Origin of the sequence: Demequina phytophila, from assembly GCF_000971135.1 — a bacterium.
GTDB lineage: Bacteria > Actinomycetota > Actinomycetes > Actinomycetales > Demequinaceae > Demequina > Demequina phytophila.
This window is the reverse complement of record NZ_BBLW01000002.1, coordinates 237,745-253,860: the sequence shown is the minus strand read 5'-3', so window position 1 is coordinate 253,860 and position 16,116 is coordinate 237,745. Positions and strand designations below refer to the sequence as shown.

10 protein-coding genes are annotated in these 16,116 nt (G+C 69.6%); 5 read left to right on the top strand and 5 right to left on the bottom strand.

What is annotated here, in order from left to right:
* Positions 1-212 precede the first annotated feature (212 nt).
* Both AOM01_RS03895 and AOM01_RS03890 read left to right on the top strand, forming a co-directional pair.
* Positions 213-2,870, top strand: a complete 2,658-nt coding sequence (locus AOM01_RS03895) for a family 78 glycoside hydrolase catalytic domain (RefSeq protein WP_062289246.1) — start codon at positions 213-215, stop codon at positions 2,868-2,870.
* A 33-nt stretch (positions 2,871-2,903) separates the two neighbouring features.
* Positions 2,904-3,722, top strand: coding sequence for an SDR family NAD(P)-dependent oxidoreductase (locus AOM01_RS03890; protein ID WP_062289243.1), 819 nt, complete (start codon positions 2,904-2,906; stop codon positions 3,720-3,722).
* 103 nt (positions 3,723-3,825) lie between these two features.
* On the opposite strand, the gene AOM01_RS03885 is transcribed toward AOM01_RS03890, so the two are convergent.
* A complete protein-coding gene (locus tag AOM01_RS03885) occupies positions 3,826-6,066 on the bottom strand; it encodes a glycoside hydrolase family 2 protein (protein ID WP_228374202.1) in 2,241 nt (746 codons plus the stop codon).
* A 220-nt stretch (positions 6,067-6,286) separates the two neighbouring features.
* Between AOM01_RS03885 and AOM01_RS03880 the strand changes: the two genes are divergently transcribed.
* The gene (locus AOM01_RS03880) at positions 6,287-7,423 is read left to right on the top strand and encodes a helix-turn-helix domain-containing protein (protein WP_062289240.1); all 1,137 of its coding nucleotides are present in this window, start codon (positions 6,287-6,289) and stop codon (positions 7,421-7,423) included.
* A 119-nt stretch (positions 7,424-7,542) separates the two neighbouring features.
* Complete coding sequence (locus tag AOM01_RS03875) at positions 7,543-7,872, top strand: Ldh family oxidoreductase (protein WP_062289237.1); 330 nt, start codon at positions 7,543-7,545, stop codon at positions 7,870-7,872.
* 225 nt (positions 7,873-8,097) lie between these two features.
* Here AOM01_RS03875 and AOM01_RS03870 read toward each other — a convergent pair whose 3' ends face one another.
* Entirely contained in the window at positions 8,098-10,746 is a 2,649-nt protein-coding gene (locus tag AOM01_RS03870; RefSeq protein ID WP_169746510.1) for an alpha-L-rhamnosidase, read from the bottom strand.
* Positions 10,747-10,895: 149 nt separating this feature from the next.
* On the opposite strand from AOM01_RS03870, the gene AOM01_RS03865 reads away from it, so the two are divergent.
* Positions 10,896-11,468: a MarR family winged helix-turn-helix transcriptional regulator gene (locus AOM01_RS03865; protein WP_169746509.1), complete on the top strand. Its 573-nt coding sequence runs from the start codon at positions 10,896-10,898 to the stop codon at positions 11,466-11,468.
* On the opposite strand, the gene AOM01_RS03860 is transcribed toward AOM01_RS03865, so the two are convergent.
* Genes AOM01_RS03860 through uidA form a run of 3 tightly spaced genes read right to left on the bottom strand, consistent with a single transcriptional unit; the run spans position 11,442 to position 16,038 of the window.
* Positions 11,442-13,235, bottom strand: a complete 1,794-nt coding sequence (locus AOM01_RS03860; protein WP_062289229.1) for a family 43 glycosylhydrolase — start codon at positions 13,233-13,235, stop codon at positions 11,442-11,444. The genes AOM01_RS03865 and AOM01_RS03860 overlap by 27 nt on opposite strands.
* A 14-nt stretch (positions 13,236-13,249) precedes the next feature.
* Positions 13,250-14,221: a Gfo/Idh/MocA family protein gene (locus AOM01_RS03855; RefSeq protein ID WP_062289227.1), complete on the bottom strand. Its 972-nt coding sequence runs from the start codon at positions 14,219-14,221 to the stop codon at positions 13,250-13,252.
* Positions 14,221-16,038 carry a beta-glucuronidase gene (gene uidA / locus AOM01_RS03850; RefSeq protein ID WP_062289224.1) on the bottom strand — a complete coding sequence of 606 codons (1,818 nt, stop codon included), beginning with the start codon at positions 16,036-16,038 and terminating at the stop codon, positions 14,221-14,223. Before uidA ends, AOM01_RS03855 begins: the two co-directional genes overlap by 1 nt.
* Positions 16,039-16,116: the final 78 nt, after the last annotated feature.

Sequence of the window (16,116 nt, the reverse complement as noted above, 5' to 3'; positions counted from 1 at the left end):
CCTCCTCGCACCCGACGCGGGCCCCTCCTACCCGGCCGGGTCCGCGTCGTCACATCCGACAGCACGCCCGGCGACAACCGATTGCCGATGGCTCCTGCCGGCGACTACGCTGGCGTGATCCCCAGCACGCGACGCGTGCACCCCACCGCCCCCGGCGCCCCCACCGCCCCCACCGCCCCCGCATCCTCGTCCCCACGACGAAAGGCAGCACGATGACCCTCGCACCGACGCACCTGCAGGTCGACGCGGGAGGCGACGCGTTCCCGGTGACCTCCGCCGCACCACGCCTGTCGTGGCGCCCCGCGTCGCTCGAGCCCGCGACCGAGGGCTACGTGCTCGAGGCGCGCATCGACGGCATCGCGCTCGCCCCTCAGGACGTCGCCGGCGAAGTCCTCGCCGTCGCGTGGCCGTGGCCGCCGCTCGCGAGCCGACGTGCGGTCGAGTGGCGCGTGCGCCCCGCCGGAACCGAGGACTGGAGCGAGTGGCACACCTTCGAGTCAGGCCTGCTCGACCACGACTGGAGCGCCGACTGGATCGCCTCGCCGTTGACCGCGGACTCGCCTCGCGGGGCTCTGCCGGCCCACGTCTTCCGCGCGACGTTGGACGTCGCGACGCCCGTGACCCGAGCACGCCTCTACGCGACCGCGCTCGGCGTGTACGAGGCGTCGATCAACGGCGCACGCGTGGGCACCACGGAGCTCGCGCCGGGAACCTCGTCCTACGACCTCACGCTCTACGCCCAGGCCTATGACGTCACCGATGCCGTGGTCCAGGGCGGCAACACCATCACGATCACGCTGTCGGCCGGCTGGTATCTCGGCCAGGTCGGCGCCTTCCGGATCCCCGCGGAGTGGGGCGATACCCCCGGCGTGCGCGCAGAGCTCCACCTCGAGCTCGCAGACGGCTCCACGCAGGTGGTGGCGACCGGCGCGGACTGGACCTGCGCATCGTCCCCGATCATCGCCGCCGATCTCATGGACGGCCAGCGCACGGACCTGACGCGCACCGCCGAGGTCGCCGCGCCCGTGCGCGTCGGTGCCGTCGCGGCGCCGCCGATCGCCTGGTCGCCCGCGCCGCCGGTGCGAGTGGTGGAGACGCGCGCGGCCGAGCACGCCACGCGGATCGACGACGAGACCTGGGTCCTCGACTTCGGGCAGAACGCCTCGGGTTGGGTGGCGCTCGCCGACCTCGGCCCCGCGGGCGCGGTCACCCGGATCGACTACGGCGAGTTCGCGGCACCGGGCGGCGACCTGCTGATGTCGCACCTCGACTCGCACCGCCCCGGCGAACCGACGCGAAGCTTCATGCAGCGGGACACGGCGGTGTCCGACGGCTCGGGTGGCCGTTTCGAGCCTCGGCACACCGTGCACGGCTTCCAGTACGCGCGCGTCCACCGCACCGGTGGACCGCTCGACCCGTCGACGGTGACGATGCGCGTGGTCCAGACCGACCTCTCGCGCACCGGCGCGTTCGAATGCAGCGACGCGGACCTCAACCGCCTCCACGAGATCGCCGACTGGAGTTTCCGCGGCAACGCCGTGGACGTGCCGACCGACTGCCCGACGCGCGAGCGTCTCGCGTGGACCGGCGACTACCAGGTGTTCGCTCCCACCGCAACGCGCCTCTACGACGTCGCAGGCTTCACGCGCAAATGGCTGCGCGCCGTGCGCGACGACCAGCTTCCGGACGGGCGGATCGCGAACTTCTCCCCCGACGGGCGTCGCATCAAGGCCAAGCTCGACGACCAGTTCGCGATGATGACCGGCTCCGCGGGTTGGGGCGACGCCGTCGTGCTGGTGCCTTGGGAGATGTACGAGGCCTACGGCGACGCGACCGTGCTGGCAGAGAACTGGGACGCGATGGTCGGCTGGGTGGAGTGGGCGCTCGGCAACGCCAGCACCGCACGCCACCATTCGCGCATGCAGCGCTCCCCCGAGGCCGCGCCTCACGAGCAGTACCTGTGGGACGGCTCGTTCCACTGGGGCGAGTGGACCGAGCCCATGCCCCGCAACGACGACGGCAGCCGTGCGAACCCGATCCAGGACAACCCGATGCAGTGGTTCATGGCAGACAAGGGGGAGGTGGGCACCGCCTACCTCTACCTGTCGACTTCGACGCTCGCGCGGATCGCCGCGGTGCTGGGGCATGGCGACGATGCGCGGCGCTACGAGGACCTTGCCGGCAAGGTCCTCACGGCCTGGCGCACCGAGTTCCTCGCCGCGGATGGGCGCACCGTCGGGGACACGCAAGCCGGCTACGTCCGCGCCCTCTCTTTCGGGCTGATCCCCGACGAGCACATGGACGCGGCCGCCGACCGTCTCGTCGAGCTGATCCACGCCGCCGACGATCACCTCACCACGGGCTTTCTCGCGACGGGGCGCCTGCTGCCCGTCCTCGCCGACGCCGGGCACGCGGACGTTGCCCGCACGCTGCTCTACCAGCGCACCGAGCCGTCATGGCTCAACATGGTCGACCGCGGCGCCACCACGATCTGGGAGGACTGGGACGGCATCGACCGCGACGGCGTGCCCCACGAGTCGCTCAACCACTACAGCAAGGGCGCGGTCGTGCGCTTCTTCCACACGCACGTGCTCGGGCTGCGACAGGAGCCGGGTTCGGCGGGCTGGGAACGCTACGTGGTCGCGCCCGTGCCGCTCGACGGACTCGAGTGGGCGCGCGGTCATCACGACACCCCGCGCGGTCGCATCTCGGTCGAATGGCGCATCGTCGACGGCGCGCTCGAGGTGACCGTCGACGCCCCTGCGGCGGGTCACGGCACCGTGGTCATGCCCGATGGCGGCGTCACCCCCCTGGACCCCGGCACCACGGTCGTGAGGGGAGCCGTCGCCGCACCCGCACCCGCCGTCTGACCGCGCACGTCCCGACGCGACGAAGGAGCATCCATGTCCACCACCGCGCACCCCGCCGCAAGCCCGATCCTCGCTCCGGGTCGATGGGCGCTGATCACCGGCGCAAGCTCCGGCCTGGGCGCAGAGCTCGCCGCACAGCTTGCGTCCCGAGGACTCCATGTGGCCCTCGTCGCACGCCGCGCGGACCGCCTCGAGGAGCTGGCCGCGCGGTTGCGCGCCGATCACGGTGTCGACGCGTTCGTGCTGGCCGAGGACCTGAGCCGACGGGGCGCAGCCATCGCTGTCCACACGGCGATGACCGGCGCCGGAATCGCGGTGGACGTCCTTGTCAACAACGCGGGGCTGGGCACCTCCGGCGACGTGATCGATACCGATCCGGCGCGCATCGACGACCTGCTGCAGGTGAACATCGCGGCGCTGACCGGCCTGTCACGACTCTTCGCGGCAGACATGGCTGCCGCGGGTGCGGGTGCCATCCTCAACATCGCGAGCGTCGCGGCAGCGATCCCCGCGCCGCACATGGCGGTCTACTCCGCGAGCAAGGCGTACGTGGCGAGCTTCAGCCAGGCGCTCGCCGTCGAGCTGGAAGGCACCGGCGTCCGTGTGGTGACCGCACTGCCGGGCACCACCGCCACCGAGTTCGCCGAGGCCGGCGGCCGCATCCCCGGCCCCGCATCGATGCACGCCCGCGCCGCGGATGTCGCCGCCAGCTTCCTCGCGGCGGTCGACCGGGAACGCGCGCCGCTCGTCGCCACGCATGGTCGCGCGGACGCCGCCATGGCGGCGCTGCTCCCGAAGCTTCCGCGCCGGCCCGTGCTACGGCTCATCGAACTGGCGATGCGGGCACGCTGAGCCCGCGGCTTCTCGCCGCACGCCTACACCTCCGTGACAGCTTCGCGGTGGCAGCTCGCACGAACGGATCGGCGCCCCGCACCGCGGGGCGCCGATCCTCGTGCTACTTGGCGACGAGGTTGAGCTGCGCGTTGAGGGCCGCGACCTGCTCGATCGGCACCCCTCCCGCCTGCTGGAGGAGCTTCTCGACGCTCATGCGGTCGACGATCGCCTGCATGGCCGGCGGGATCTCGACCCCGCGCCCCACCTCGCCGCGGCTGGTGGCCACCGCCTCCATGACAGACGCGAGAAGCTGCGCCCCGGCCTCGGACTTCTTGATGTCCGCGAGCGTGTCATGGATGGAGAAGAAGCCCTCGGGGGTCGGGAGCTCGGCCTTGTCGAACCAGTTGGAGATGGTGGTGGTCGGCATCACCTCGGCGTCGGGGGCGTGTTCGACCTTCCGGATCGTGATGCTGTCCTCCAGCTCGCCCGTGCGGGCGGTGATCTGGTGCTCCGCGGTGAGCGGCACCTGGAAGCGGAATACGCGCTCGCCCGTCACGGTGGCGTGCTCGACGCCGTCCACGACCAGGGTCACGGCAGGCTGGTTCGAGTACACGACCACCTCGGTCATGGGCTCGGCGCGATCGGGGCGGCGGCGTCCGGCGACGTGGACGAATGGCTCCGTGGACCAGGCCGCCTTGTAGACGTAGAAGGCGTCCTTCTTCAGCGACCGGTCGAAGGAGACCAGGCCCTTCTGGTTGCGCCCGGTCACGCCGCCCTCGTCGCGTCCGGCGGAGCCGAAGTCGGCGAGGTTCCACACGTGGGTCGCCCAGAGCCACGGTCGCTGCTCGATCATCTCGACCATGTGCTCGTGGTAGAGCGCCTGGTAGGTCTCCGTGTAGTCGCCCTTGGCGGGAGTGGCGGACTGGTAGCGAGGGTTCGCGTCGGCACCATACTCGGACAGGCCGATCGGGGTCGTGGGGTGGGCCGCGTGGAAGTCGTCGAGCCAGGTGTCGTTGTCCGGGGCCTCACCCACGTACCAGCCGAAGTAGAGGTTGTACGACATGACGTCGGGCAGCGTGACCAGAGGGTGGTCGGTCTCGAGCAGGAACAGGTTGGCCATGACGGTGGGTCGGGTGGCATCGAGCTCGTGCGCAAGGTCGTTGAGGTCCCGGTGTGCCTCCTGGACGTCCTCGCCGGCGCCGGCCAGGGTGATCTCGTTCGACAGCCCCCAGCAGACGATGCTCGCGTGGTGGCGGTTCTGGACGATGAGCTCGGTGAGCTGGTCGCGGGCGTTAGCGACCGCGCCCGGCAGGAAGACTGTGATCTGCGGGATCTCGGCCCACACCACCAGGCCCGCCTCGTCGCAGAGGTCGTAGAAGCGCTGATCGTGCTGGTAGTGCGCGAGGCGCACCGTGGTGGCGCCGATCTCCTTGATGAGCGCGAGGTCGGTCTGCTTCATGCCCTCGGTGATGGCGTTGCCGACGCCTTCGAAGTCCTGGTGGCGGGACACGCCTCGCAGGGGGTACTCCTCGCCGTTGAGAAGGAAGCCGCGCTGAGCGTCGATGCTGAACTCGCGGCAGCCGAACCGCAGCTCGACCGCGTCGACCAACTGGTCGCCGACGAGCACCTCGGCCCGAGCGGTGTACCGGTGCGGGTCGCGCACGCCGTGCCAGCGCCGCACCTGGTCGATCGTGAGCGCGGCCAGCGCCACGCCGTCGACCACCGGCACCGTGACGTCCGACTCGCCGTCGATGGCGAACCTGACCACGGCGCCCTCGGTCGCGCCAACCACGCCGGCGGTCAGCGCGACGTCGGCGCGCTCGCCCGCGAGCGCAGGAGTGACGGTGAGACCGGGCCCGCCGTCGGCGAGGTCGAAGTGAGTCGCGGGGACGCCGATGAGGCGCACGTCGCGGTAGATCCCGCCATAGAACGTGAAGTCCGCCTGCTGCGGATAGACGGTCTCGTTGGCGGCGTTGTCGACCACCACGACCAGCGTCCCCTCGCCGTCCACGAGAGCGTCGGTGAGGCACACCCGGAAGGTCGAGTACCCGCCGTCGTGCTGGCGGAGCAGTTGCCCACCCATGGAGACGAGGGCGGTCGAGTTCACGCCCTCGAACTCGACCCAGGTCTCGGCGGACTCGGCGTCGGCAACGATGCGGCGAGCGTAGGTCGAGCGGCCGCGACGGTACTCACCACCCGCCTGGCCGTCGACGGCGTTCCATGTGTGCGGGAGCGCCACCTCGGCGCCGGCCTCGGCGACTTGCTCCCAGGTCGAGTCGAGCGGGAGCTCGGTGGGGGCGAAGGCCCAGCCATCGAGGATGACGGTCTCTCGGCGGAGAGAGCGGACAGATTCTGTGGTCACGGTGGACTCCTTCGGCACACGGAGCCGACAGGTGTCGGCATTCATTCACAGTAGGCAAGGGCACGCGTTCCCAGATAGAAGAATCAAGGCAGAATTAGCACTGATCAATCACCGGCACACACGTGAGCGGAAGCGGGCTATGGCCGAAGCGCCTATGCGAACACCTGACGACGCACTCCAGGCGACGGTCGTAGCCCTGGGCGCCGTGCTTGGGTGCAGCGTGACGGTCTCGTCGACCATCGACTCCGCCCTCGCCGAGTTCGAAGAGGCGCACTGCCTCGATCCGGACCTCCAGCCGGCATTCACACAGACGGCACTCCTCGCCACGGTCCGCTCCATGGCACCTCACGTGGTTCACGAGATCGCAGAGCCGCTTGGAATGGCAGTTGCGATCGCGCGATGGAGCGATCGCGTCCTGGTCATTGGCCCGTACACGCACGAGGCGCTCTACCCCGAGACGGTGCCCGAGCTGGTCAACACGCACGTCCTGCCCGCCTCGCACGCGCAGGTGTACCGCCTGTATCGCACGCGCTACGCCATCGTCGATGCCGAGTACGTGCATCGTGCCGCGGCGGCGGTGCTCACTGCGGCAGGCACTCGTGACGACCTGGGCGCCCTGCAACGGATCGTCGCGGCCGGGGGCAGCATCGCCCCCGGCGTCGATGAGGCACCCCGTTCCGCGCCGTTCGCGGCGATCGAGGACCGCTATCGCCTTGAGCAGGGCTTCATGGACGCGGTCGCCGAGGGATCCACCGCGGACGCGCTGGACGCGCTCCAACGACTGTCCAGCATCCCGAGCACCATCACCTACCTCACCACGCCGTTCCTGGGCACCACGATCCTGCGCATCATGGCGCGCATCGCGGCTCAGCGTGGCGGCGTGCCGGGCGTCACCATCGACGCGATCTCCCAGGAGTACGCGCAACGGCTCCACCGGATGGGGCACACCGCCGATGCGCGCCGTGCCGCATCATTCAACAAGCGGATGGTCGCCGCATTCTGCCGGGCGGTGCGGCGCCACCGGCGCCGTGGCCACCCGCCCATCGTCCGTCAGGCGCTCGACCAGATCGACCTGCACCTGAGCAGTCCCGTCTCCGCCTCCGAGCTCGCCGCCGCGCTCGACGTGTCCACGTCGACGCTCTCGCGGAGGTTCAAGGAGTCGACCGGGACGACCGTGGCCCAGTACGCGACGCGGCGCCGTGTCGAGCGCGCCGCACGCTTGCTCGCGACCACCTCACGCAACGTGCGGGAAATCGCCGCGTTCGTGGGATACGAGGACGCCAACTACTTCGTCAAGGTCTTCCGAGCGACCCACGGGATGACCCCAACCGAGTACCGGGCACGACGCTCGGCGTGAGGCGCCGGCGGCGACAGGGTTGACCTCTGCGCACCACACCCGAGCGTCTAATTCTGGGTCATCTGTCATTTTCAATGCCTCGGCACCGTACGTGCCTCATTCCCGACACCGGAGTCACAATGATGCGCATCCCCTCGACTGAGCTCGACGACACCATCGCACGCGCCTTCGAGCGCGCCGACATGCCGACCCCGGCGGCTGCCGCTGCGGCACGGGTCCACGTCGAATCCTCCGCTGATGGAGTGGCTTCTCACGACCTCGGCCGCGTCGCCGCGTTCGTGTCGATGCAACGCGCGGGCACCATCCGGTCCGACGCCGCACCCCGGCGGGTGCGCGCCTCCGGCGGCCTCGAGGTGTGCGACGGCCGGCTCGGCGCAGGCGTCGTCAACGCGCTGCACGCCACGGACCGGACGGCAGACCCGCCGCCACGCACAGGATCGGCCTGGTAAGCATGGGAACACGAACTCCTGGATGCGCGGCCGAACCGACGGACTGCACGCCGCCGAACGCGGATACGTCCTGATCGCCTGGACTAACACCGACGGCAACACGCCCGCGTGGGGCCACCGCCCGCCGCATCGGCAACAACCCGCTGGTCATGGCGGTTCCACGACGCGAGGGTGCCCCTGGTGCTGGACCTGGCGATGTCCGAGTACGCCCACGGTGCCCCCCTCCTAGCCGCGAACGCGAGGGCGCCTGAGCACGTGCCGTCCCGGCGCGAGGGTCACGGGCTCGGCATCGAGCCCGCCACGGAACACCCCGGTCGCGCCAGAGGGAATCGAGACGACATGCTCGACCTCGCGTCCGTCGATCCGCCACGAGCTCTCCGCGCGGCCGTACGGGGTACCGACCGCTGCGCTCGCAGCGATCAGGCCACCGCCGACCAGCGGCTGCACCCCGATGACGCGATAGCCGGGCTCGAGTGGGGTGAGGCCCGCGATCCTCTCGACCAGGAACCGGCTGGCGGCACCCAGGGCGTAGTGGTTGTGGCTCATCCTCGCCTTCCCGGAACGCCCATAGCCTTCCCACGTCTCCCACACGGTGGTCGCGCCGTGCTCGACCTGGTAGAGCCACGAGGGGCTGGTTGTCTCCATCAACAGCGACCAGGCCGTGTCCGCCCGACCTGCGTCGACGAGTGTGGGCAGAAGCAGCGCAGTCGAGAGGAACCCCGTGCCGAGGTGACCGCCCGCCTTCTCGATCAGCGCGACCAGTCGCGCCGCCGCGGACTCGCGCTCGTCGGCGTCGAGGAGGTCGAATGCGAGCGCGCGTACGTAATCGTCCTGGCGATTGGCGCCGATGATTCCGCCGTCCCGCACGAACCTCGCGCGCCACGCTTCGCGCACGTGGTCCGCAAGTTCGCGATAGCGCTGCTGTTCGGCATCCTTTCCCACGATGCCGCTGACCTGCGAGAGGATCCGCGCAGAGTGCTCGAGGTAGGCCGTCGCGACCACCGCACCGTTGCGACGCGCGTCCATCGCCGAGCGGATGGGTCCCTCTCCGGGGCGGAGCCACTCACCGAACTGGAAGCCCGAGTCGACGATGTAGCGGTCGATGTCCGCGACACGTGCCGAACCTGTGCGGCGCGAACGGCCAGCCCTCTCTCGAGCGCGACGCGCGCAGGAGTCCACCCATGCTGCCATCGAGGCATATTGGTCCTCGAGGACGCGCCTGTCCCCGTAGTACCGATAGAGGCTCCATGGCACCAGCACCGCCGCGTCGCCCCACCCCGCGGCGGTACCTGCGGACGCGAGATGGCCGCGCGGACCGCCCGAGAACTCGGAGAAGCCCGACGGGATCACCACAGGGACGCTGCCGTCCCGGTTCTGCTCCACCGCCAGATTGTGCAGATACCGCCGAAGGAAGGACTGCGCGTCGACCTGCATGGTCGCCGTCGGGCTGAACACCTGGATGTCGCCGGTCCAACCCGCGCGCTCACGCGTCGGGCAGTCGGTCGACGTATCCGTGAAGTTCGACGTGAGCGACCATGAGACGTTGCGCCAGAGCTGATTGAGTCGCGCGTCGGAGCACTCGAACTCGCCGGTGCGGTCCAAGTCCGTCGACATCACGATGCCAGACACGTCGTCTGGCTCCAGGTCGTAGGGCAGTCCCTCCACCGAGACATAGCGGAATCCGTGAATGGTGAACCACGGCTGCCACTCGACCTCCCGACCGTCGAGCACCACGTGATCGCGCTGGTACCAACGGGAGAACTTGCTCATGTGGATGTAGTCGACATCGAGGGTGCCGTCGCGCTTGAGAACCTCGGAATGCGTGAGCGTGACCTCGCTGCCGGCAGGTCCCTTGAGCCGCAACCGGACCACGCCCGCAAAGTTCTGGCCGAAATCGACCACCTGACCGCCGCGACGGGTGCGGGTGATGGACACAGGCCTCAGCGAATCGACCTGCGTCACTCGCTCGACGCTCTCGGCGACCAGGGTGCGCGGATGCGAGATGACCTCCACGGGTCCGGTGGCCGAGTCGGGCGCCTGGCCCCCGGCGACGATTCGAAGGTCGACCCGCTCGCCCGTCTTCGGATCCGACTCGACGATGGGACCGACCGCTCGGGTCCAGGTGGCGTCGGTGACGATCAACCGCTCGGTGCCGTCCGCGAACTCGACCACCATCTGCATGAACCCGGCAAGGCGATCTCCGTAGATCAGCGCGTGGTTCTCGAAGCCGTTCGAGCCACGGAACCGGCCGTCGCCGACGACGATGTCGAAGACATTGGCCCCGGTCTGGAGCTGAGCGGTGACGTCATAGGTGATGTACTCGACCTCGTGGTCAAGCGGGGTCCACCGCGGCACCAGCGCGGGTCCGGTCAGGTCGGCGCCGTTCACCATGAATCGGTGCCAGCCGAGCGATGACACGTGAGCGGTCGCTCGAACGACGCCTTCACCGATGTCGGCGGCACCGCGCAGGTACACCGGCGTCGGGTGGTCCTTGGGGCCTCGCGGCGGCCCCGCCACCCACGCGGCGCACCATAGGCTCGCGTCGAGCACGCCGGTGGTGAACGTCGACGCCTCCCACGGGGTCGGCGAGTCGCGTCCATCCGACCAGGTCCGCACCCGCCAGATATACGCCGAGGTCGACCGCAGCGCAGGGCCGGCATAGACGTGGCCGTAGGGCTGGGAGCCCGCCACCTTGCCGCTGCCCCAGACGAGCGCGGCGTCGTCGACGTCGGGGCCGGCGGCGACCTGCACCTCCCACGCGTCTTGAATCCCGGTACCCACGCCCGGCTCCCAGCTGAACTCGGGCGCGGCAGAACCGATCCCGAGAGGTTGGACTCGTCCGTCGACGCGCAGTCGGGTCGGCCTCACCGTCATGTCTGCCCCACTCCCCGTCGAGCGATCCAATATATTGCACTGACGACAATACGTGACCATGACGCGCGATGCGAACGCCTCGCCGGGCTCCTCGCCGCCTGCCGGCCACGCGAGCCCGTGGGAAGCGCCCTAGAGTGCAATCGACGCCGATGATCGGAGACCTCGTGCCCAGGCCACCTCACCTCAGGGCGGCGGCGACGCTCGCGCCGCCCGAGCTCCGCCCACTGGTGGGCACAGCAGGACCGACGTTCGCCTCGGCGATGTTCGCGATCGGCACGTGGGGCGCGTCGGCCGCCTTCCGCGAGCAGGTCCTCGCCTCCGCTCGGTTCCCGCTCGACGGGGACGTGCCCGCGTTCCTCGTGGTCAACCAGCTCATCTACCGCGGGGTTGCGAACCCGACGGCGCTGGCCGATGCGATTGACACCAGCCGCTCGAACCTCAGCAAGATTCTCAACCGGCTGGCAAGCACCGGCCTCGTCCAGCGCATCGCCGACCCCCACGACCGCCGCAGTGTGGCCATCGCACTCACCGCGGCGGGACGGGAAGCCGGCGAGCGCATCGTCCAGGCGACCGCGGCGCTTCAACCCCCGGCAGGTCCCGACTGGACCGATGCGGACGCGGTCGAGCTCGAACGCCTGATTATCAAGCTGGCGCGCGCCCTCGACCGGCTCCCGCAGCACCCACTCGCCGCCGCCTCAGGAGTTGAGCTCAGCGACGACTGACCCGTCTACCAGGAAGGCGGCGCCCCGCGTCACTCCGTTCTCGTTGAACGCATCGACCGCGACCCAGGTCTCCACGCCCGCGTTGAGCGCGGGAATCTCTAGGCTCGTCGATCCGTAGGCCATCCAGCTGCGGTAAAGCTTGTCGGCACTGTTGCCGAAGCGGACGTTGTAGCCCTGCGCACCGTCGACGCCCTCCCACGAGACCGCTGCCGTGCGCGGCTCGACCATCGTTGCCGCCGCAGAGACGGCAGCGGGACGCTCTCCGTTCCCGCGCCCGAACACCCGCAGGCCGCTCACCGCGAACCGACCGCCGAAAGGCACCTGCACCGACGTCACCCGGACGTACCGCAGCAAGAGCGGCTCCTCGAGCCCGATGAAGGCGTGCGGGCGGTCGGCTCCCTCAGCCGCGCCGTCATGAAGCTCGATCCATGTCACGCCGTCGACGGAACCCTCCACACGCACGAGCGCCGCGTCGTGATCGGCGTGAATGCTGCGCCAGGTGTGCCCCATGTCCGCGCCCTCGGCCAGTTCCGGTGCCGCGGACGCGAGGTCATGATCGGCGAGATTGACCTGGAGTGCAGCGACGGTCGTGGCAGCACGAAGGTCGACCTGGAGCCACTCGCCCGGCTCGGACGAATCGGCGACCCACCAGGTGCGCGCGTCCTCGTCGGTCGCGAGCGCCGCATCGTGCGCGCTCAGGGTGGACGATGCGGTGGCGGGCGCGCCGTACGAAAGGAGCATCCACGGCGGCTCGGTCACGGCACGGGGGTCGACCGCGCCTTGCGGCACCGCGGTCGGGTAATCGGCGAACTCCTGGCGGCAGAACAGGACGCCGTCCTCGTCGAATCCCGCAGGGAAGACCCCGACACGGCGCTCGAAGACGTCGTTGACGCTGATCCGCATGGTCGCGGCATGCCACCAGTTGCCGTGCTCGTCCTGGAAGGTGCTGCCGTGGCCCGCTCCGGTCATGAACCCGCCCGGCTTGTACGAGAACGGGCTGTGCTCCGAGTAGGTGAAGGGCCCCAGCGGGGACTCACCCACGAAGTAGCCGTCCGCGTAGGTGTTCCATTGGGTGCCGGGTCCGGCGTACTGCAGGTAGTACCGGCCATCATGCTTAGTTATCCACGCACCCTCGAGGTACGGACCTGACGCGGAGAATGCCGCGATCTTGCGTTCGAGCTCGGTGGTCGGCTCGGGCACCACATGGTTCTCTCCCGGGCGTTCCCACCCGCGGCGCGGCACATCGGCGTGGATCAGCTCGACGGGCTCACCCATAGGCTCGAGCTCCGAGTCGAGCTCCACCCCGTAGATCGGGAGCACGGCGTCGCAGCCCCAGTAGAGAAACACGCGCCCGTCGTCATCCTGGAACACCGCGGGGTCCCAGAAGGCGAAGGTCCCGGGGCTGACCTCGGTGAAGTCGTCCGCAAGGGGGTCCTCGCTGCGGAAGAAGGGGCATGCCCGGTCCTTGCGCGAGGCGCTGATCAGCAGGGCCCCGTTGACCACCCGCACGTCGGGCGCATAGTCGTAGGCAGGCAGCTTGTCGGTCGCCTGGTATGTCCACTCGACCAGATCGTCGGAGTGCCAGAACCCGCGGGACATCGACACGAACATGAAGTAGCGGCCGCGATACCGCACCACCGAGGGATCCGCTGCCTCCCTGTGCACGCTCCGCCGGGCCGGGCCGAGCTGCATGCCTTGGACCATGCCGGAGAAGCGCGTCTCCTGATACCGGTACGCGAGGTCGAGCGGGTTGCAGTAGTAGGTCATCAGTAGGGCTCCAGTCACGGTGTGGGGCGCGCTGCCGCGCCGAGAATGAGGTCGAGGGTCCGTGCGACCGCGATGGTCGCGGGGGCGTCGTGGGCCGGGTGTTGGCGCATCCCGGCGGAGAGCGCATCCTCCACGGAGCGGAGCATGGGGCCGTAGCCGTTGCCCACGCGCGGGTGGCCCACGGCGCCCGGGGCCTGGAAGATGCGCTCCATCGAGCCCGCGTGCACCTTGGCGGAGGAGCCTGCCCAGAACATCGGGTCGATCGAGATCCAGCCGTGCTCGCCTGCGACGGCCGCGGAGAGGTCGAGGAACTCCATGCTGGACCAGGCGATCTGTGTGAAGCCTCGTTCGTGCTCGAGCGTCGCGTGGCCGCGGACATCGACCCCGTCGACGAATGTGGCCTGCGCATGAACCGACGACGGCTCTCCAAGGAACCAGTGCCCAAGCGTCACCGCATAGATGCCACGGTCCAGCAACGAGCTTCCTCCCTGCTCGGGTCGCTGCACGCGAGGCCGAGGGAAGAACGGCGTGCCGAAGCTCGCGCGCACGCCGGTCGGGGCGCCGATCTCACCCGACTCGATCCGCCCACGGATGTCGACGTGGAGCGGGTTGAAGCGCATCCACATGGCCTCCATCGCGAAGCGGTCCGCGCGTGCCGCAGCGTCGAAGATGTCCTCCACGTCACGCGCCGAGGTAGCCATCGGCTTCTCGACCAGCACGTGCTTGCCGGCCTCCAGCGCCTCGATGGCGATCGCGCGGTGCGTGTGCGCTGGCGTCGCGATGTAGACGATGTCCACGTCCTCGCGCGCGAGCAGCGCCGCTCGATCGATCGTGCTCGTCTCGATGCCGTGTGCGGCAGCGAACTCCCTGGTACGCAGCTCGTCGCGGCCCCAGACCGCGGTGACCGCTGAGCCGGGTGTCGCGCGCAGGTCGGCGAGAAGGCGCGCGGAGATGCCGCCCGTGCCAACGATGCCCCAGCGTGCCATCAACGTCCGCCTTGCCCGGTCGTGCCGGTGCCGGGCTTGCGGCCCTGGAGCCCCGTCCACCGCGCGCGCAGGTCGAAGGCGACCGACTTGGGCCGCCGGTCACGTGTGAAGACACCCTTCTTGTTGCCCCCGACGCGGTGGATCGCGTTGGTGGTGGCGAAGTCCGCGAAGTTCCAGATCTGCTCGCCCACGAACTCAGGGAAGCGGTCGAACACGCGATGGTTCATCGCGAGATAGTCGCGCTGATACTCCTCGGTCCACACCTGGGTGTGGACAGAGTGGAGTCCCTCCATCGTGTCCGCCCCGTACTCCGTCATCATGATCGGCTTGCCGGTGCGCTCGATCCATCCCTTGATGTCGCCGGCGAGGTACGCCTCGGCTGTCGCCAGGTCGCCCGACGCGACGTACCAGCCGTAGTAGCGGTTCATGCAGACCACGTCGAAGAGGTCGATGATCTGGTCGTTCTGGAACGTGGCGAACATGACGAGCGCGTAGGACAGCGGGCGGGTCGGGTCCAGTTCGCGCGCCAACTTCACCAGCGGCTCGAAGTACTCGCGAGCGCCGTCCTCGTTGGAGGCGGGCTCGTTCGCGATGCACCACATCACCACGGACGGGTGGTTGCGGTCGCGCGTGATGAGCTCCCGCAGGTGCTGCGCGTGCGCGGCCTGGGTGGCGGCGTTGGCGTACTGCTCGGAGAATGTCGGGAACGGCGGCGTGCCCGACATGCCGCCCACGACCCCCATGTTCAGCCCCACCGCCGCGGTCTCGTCGATGACGACCACGCCGTGGCGATCGGCGAACTCGAGCACCTCCTCCGCGTAGGGGTAGTGCGAGGTGCGGAACGAGTTCGCGCCGATCCACTCCATGAGTTGGAAGTCGTGGACCAGGTAGGCGTCGTCGTGCCCCTTGCCCCGCACGGGCGTGTCCTCGTGCTTGCCGAAGCCGGTGAGGTAGAAGGGCTCTCCGTTGATGAGGAACTGCGTGCCCCGCACCTCGACGGTGCGGACGCCCACCGGCAGCGAGTACGCGTCCACCACCCTGTCCGCGTCGTGGAGCTCGACGTCGAGGTCGTACAGGTACGCGGCGCCCGGCTTCCAGAGCGTGACGTCAGGAACGGTGAGCACGCCCGACGCACCCGAGGACGACGCCACGACCGCGCCCTCCTCGTCGCGCAGGACCACGCGCACGGCGACCGCGCCCTCGCCCTCCACGTCGACGGCATAGGTCACGCTGCCCACGGTGCCGTCGAAGTCCGTGCTGACCGCCACGTCCTCGATGCGCGACCGCGGCGTGGTGCACATCCACACCGAGCGCGCTAGCCCGGCGTAGTTGTAGAAGTCGTGGAAGTAGGTCTGCACACGCTTCCCCGTCATGCCCACCTCGATCTTGCCGGGCGGGATGGTCTCGTTGGTGAGGTCACCCGACACGCCGACCGTGAGCCGGAACGCAGTGCCCGCCGAGACGTGCTCGGTGATGTCGACCGCGAACGGCGTGTAGCCGCCCACGTGCTCCCCCACCAGCGCATCGTCCACGTAGACGCGTGCCGCGTGGGTCGCGGCGTCGAACCGCAGCAGGATCCGTTCCTCCGACCAACCACGCGGCACCTGAACCCGCCGCTGGTAGTAGACCCAGTCCACGTGGCTACGTATCTCGTCGTCGACGAAAAGGTCGTTGTAGCTCGCCGGGACCGCCGCCTCCAGCGGGGTCCGCAGCGCGCCGCGCCACGGCTCCTCGCCCAGGCGCGAGTCGATACCGAAGAGCCAGGTGCCATCGAGGTTGACCAGCTCGCGGGTGGGGGTCATCTTGGGCTTCAGCATGTCAAGCCTTCCTGAACTCGTCGGCCGCGGTGCGCCGGCGTTGATCGATCGGTGGTGCGGCTCCCCTGTCGGGTCACC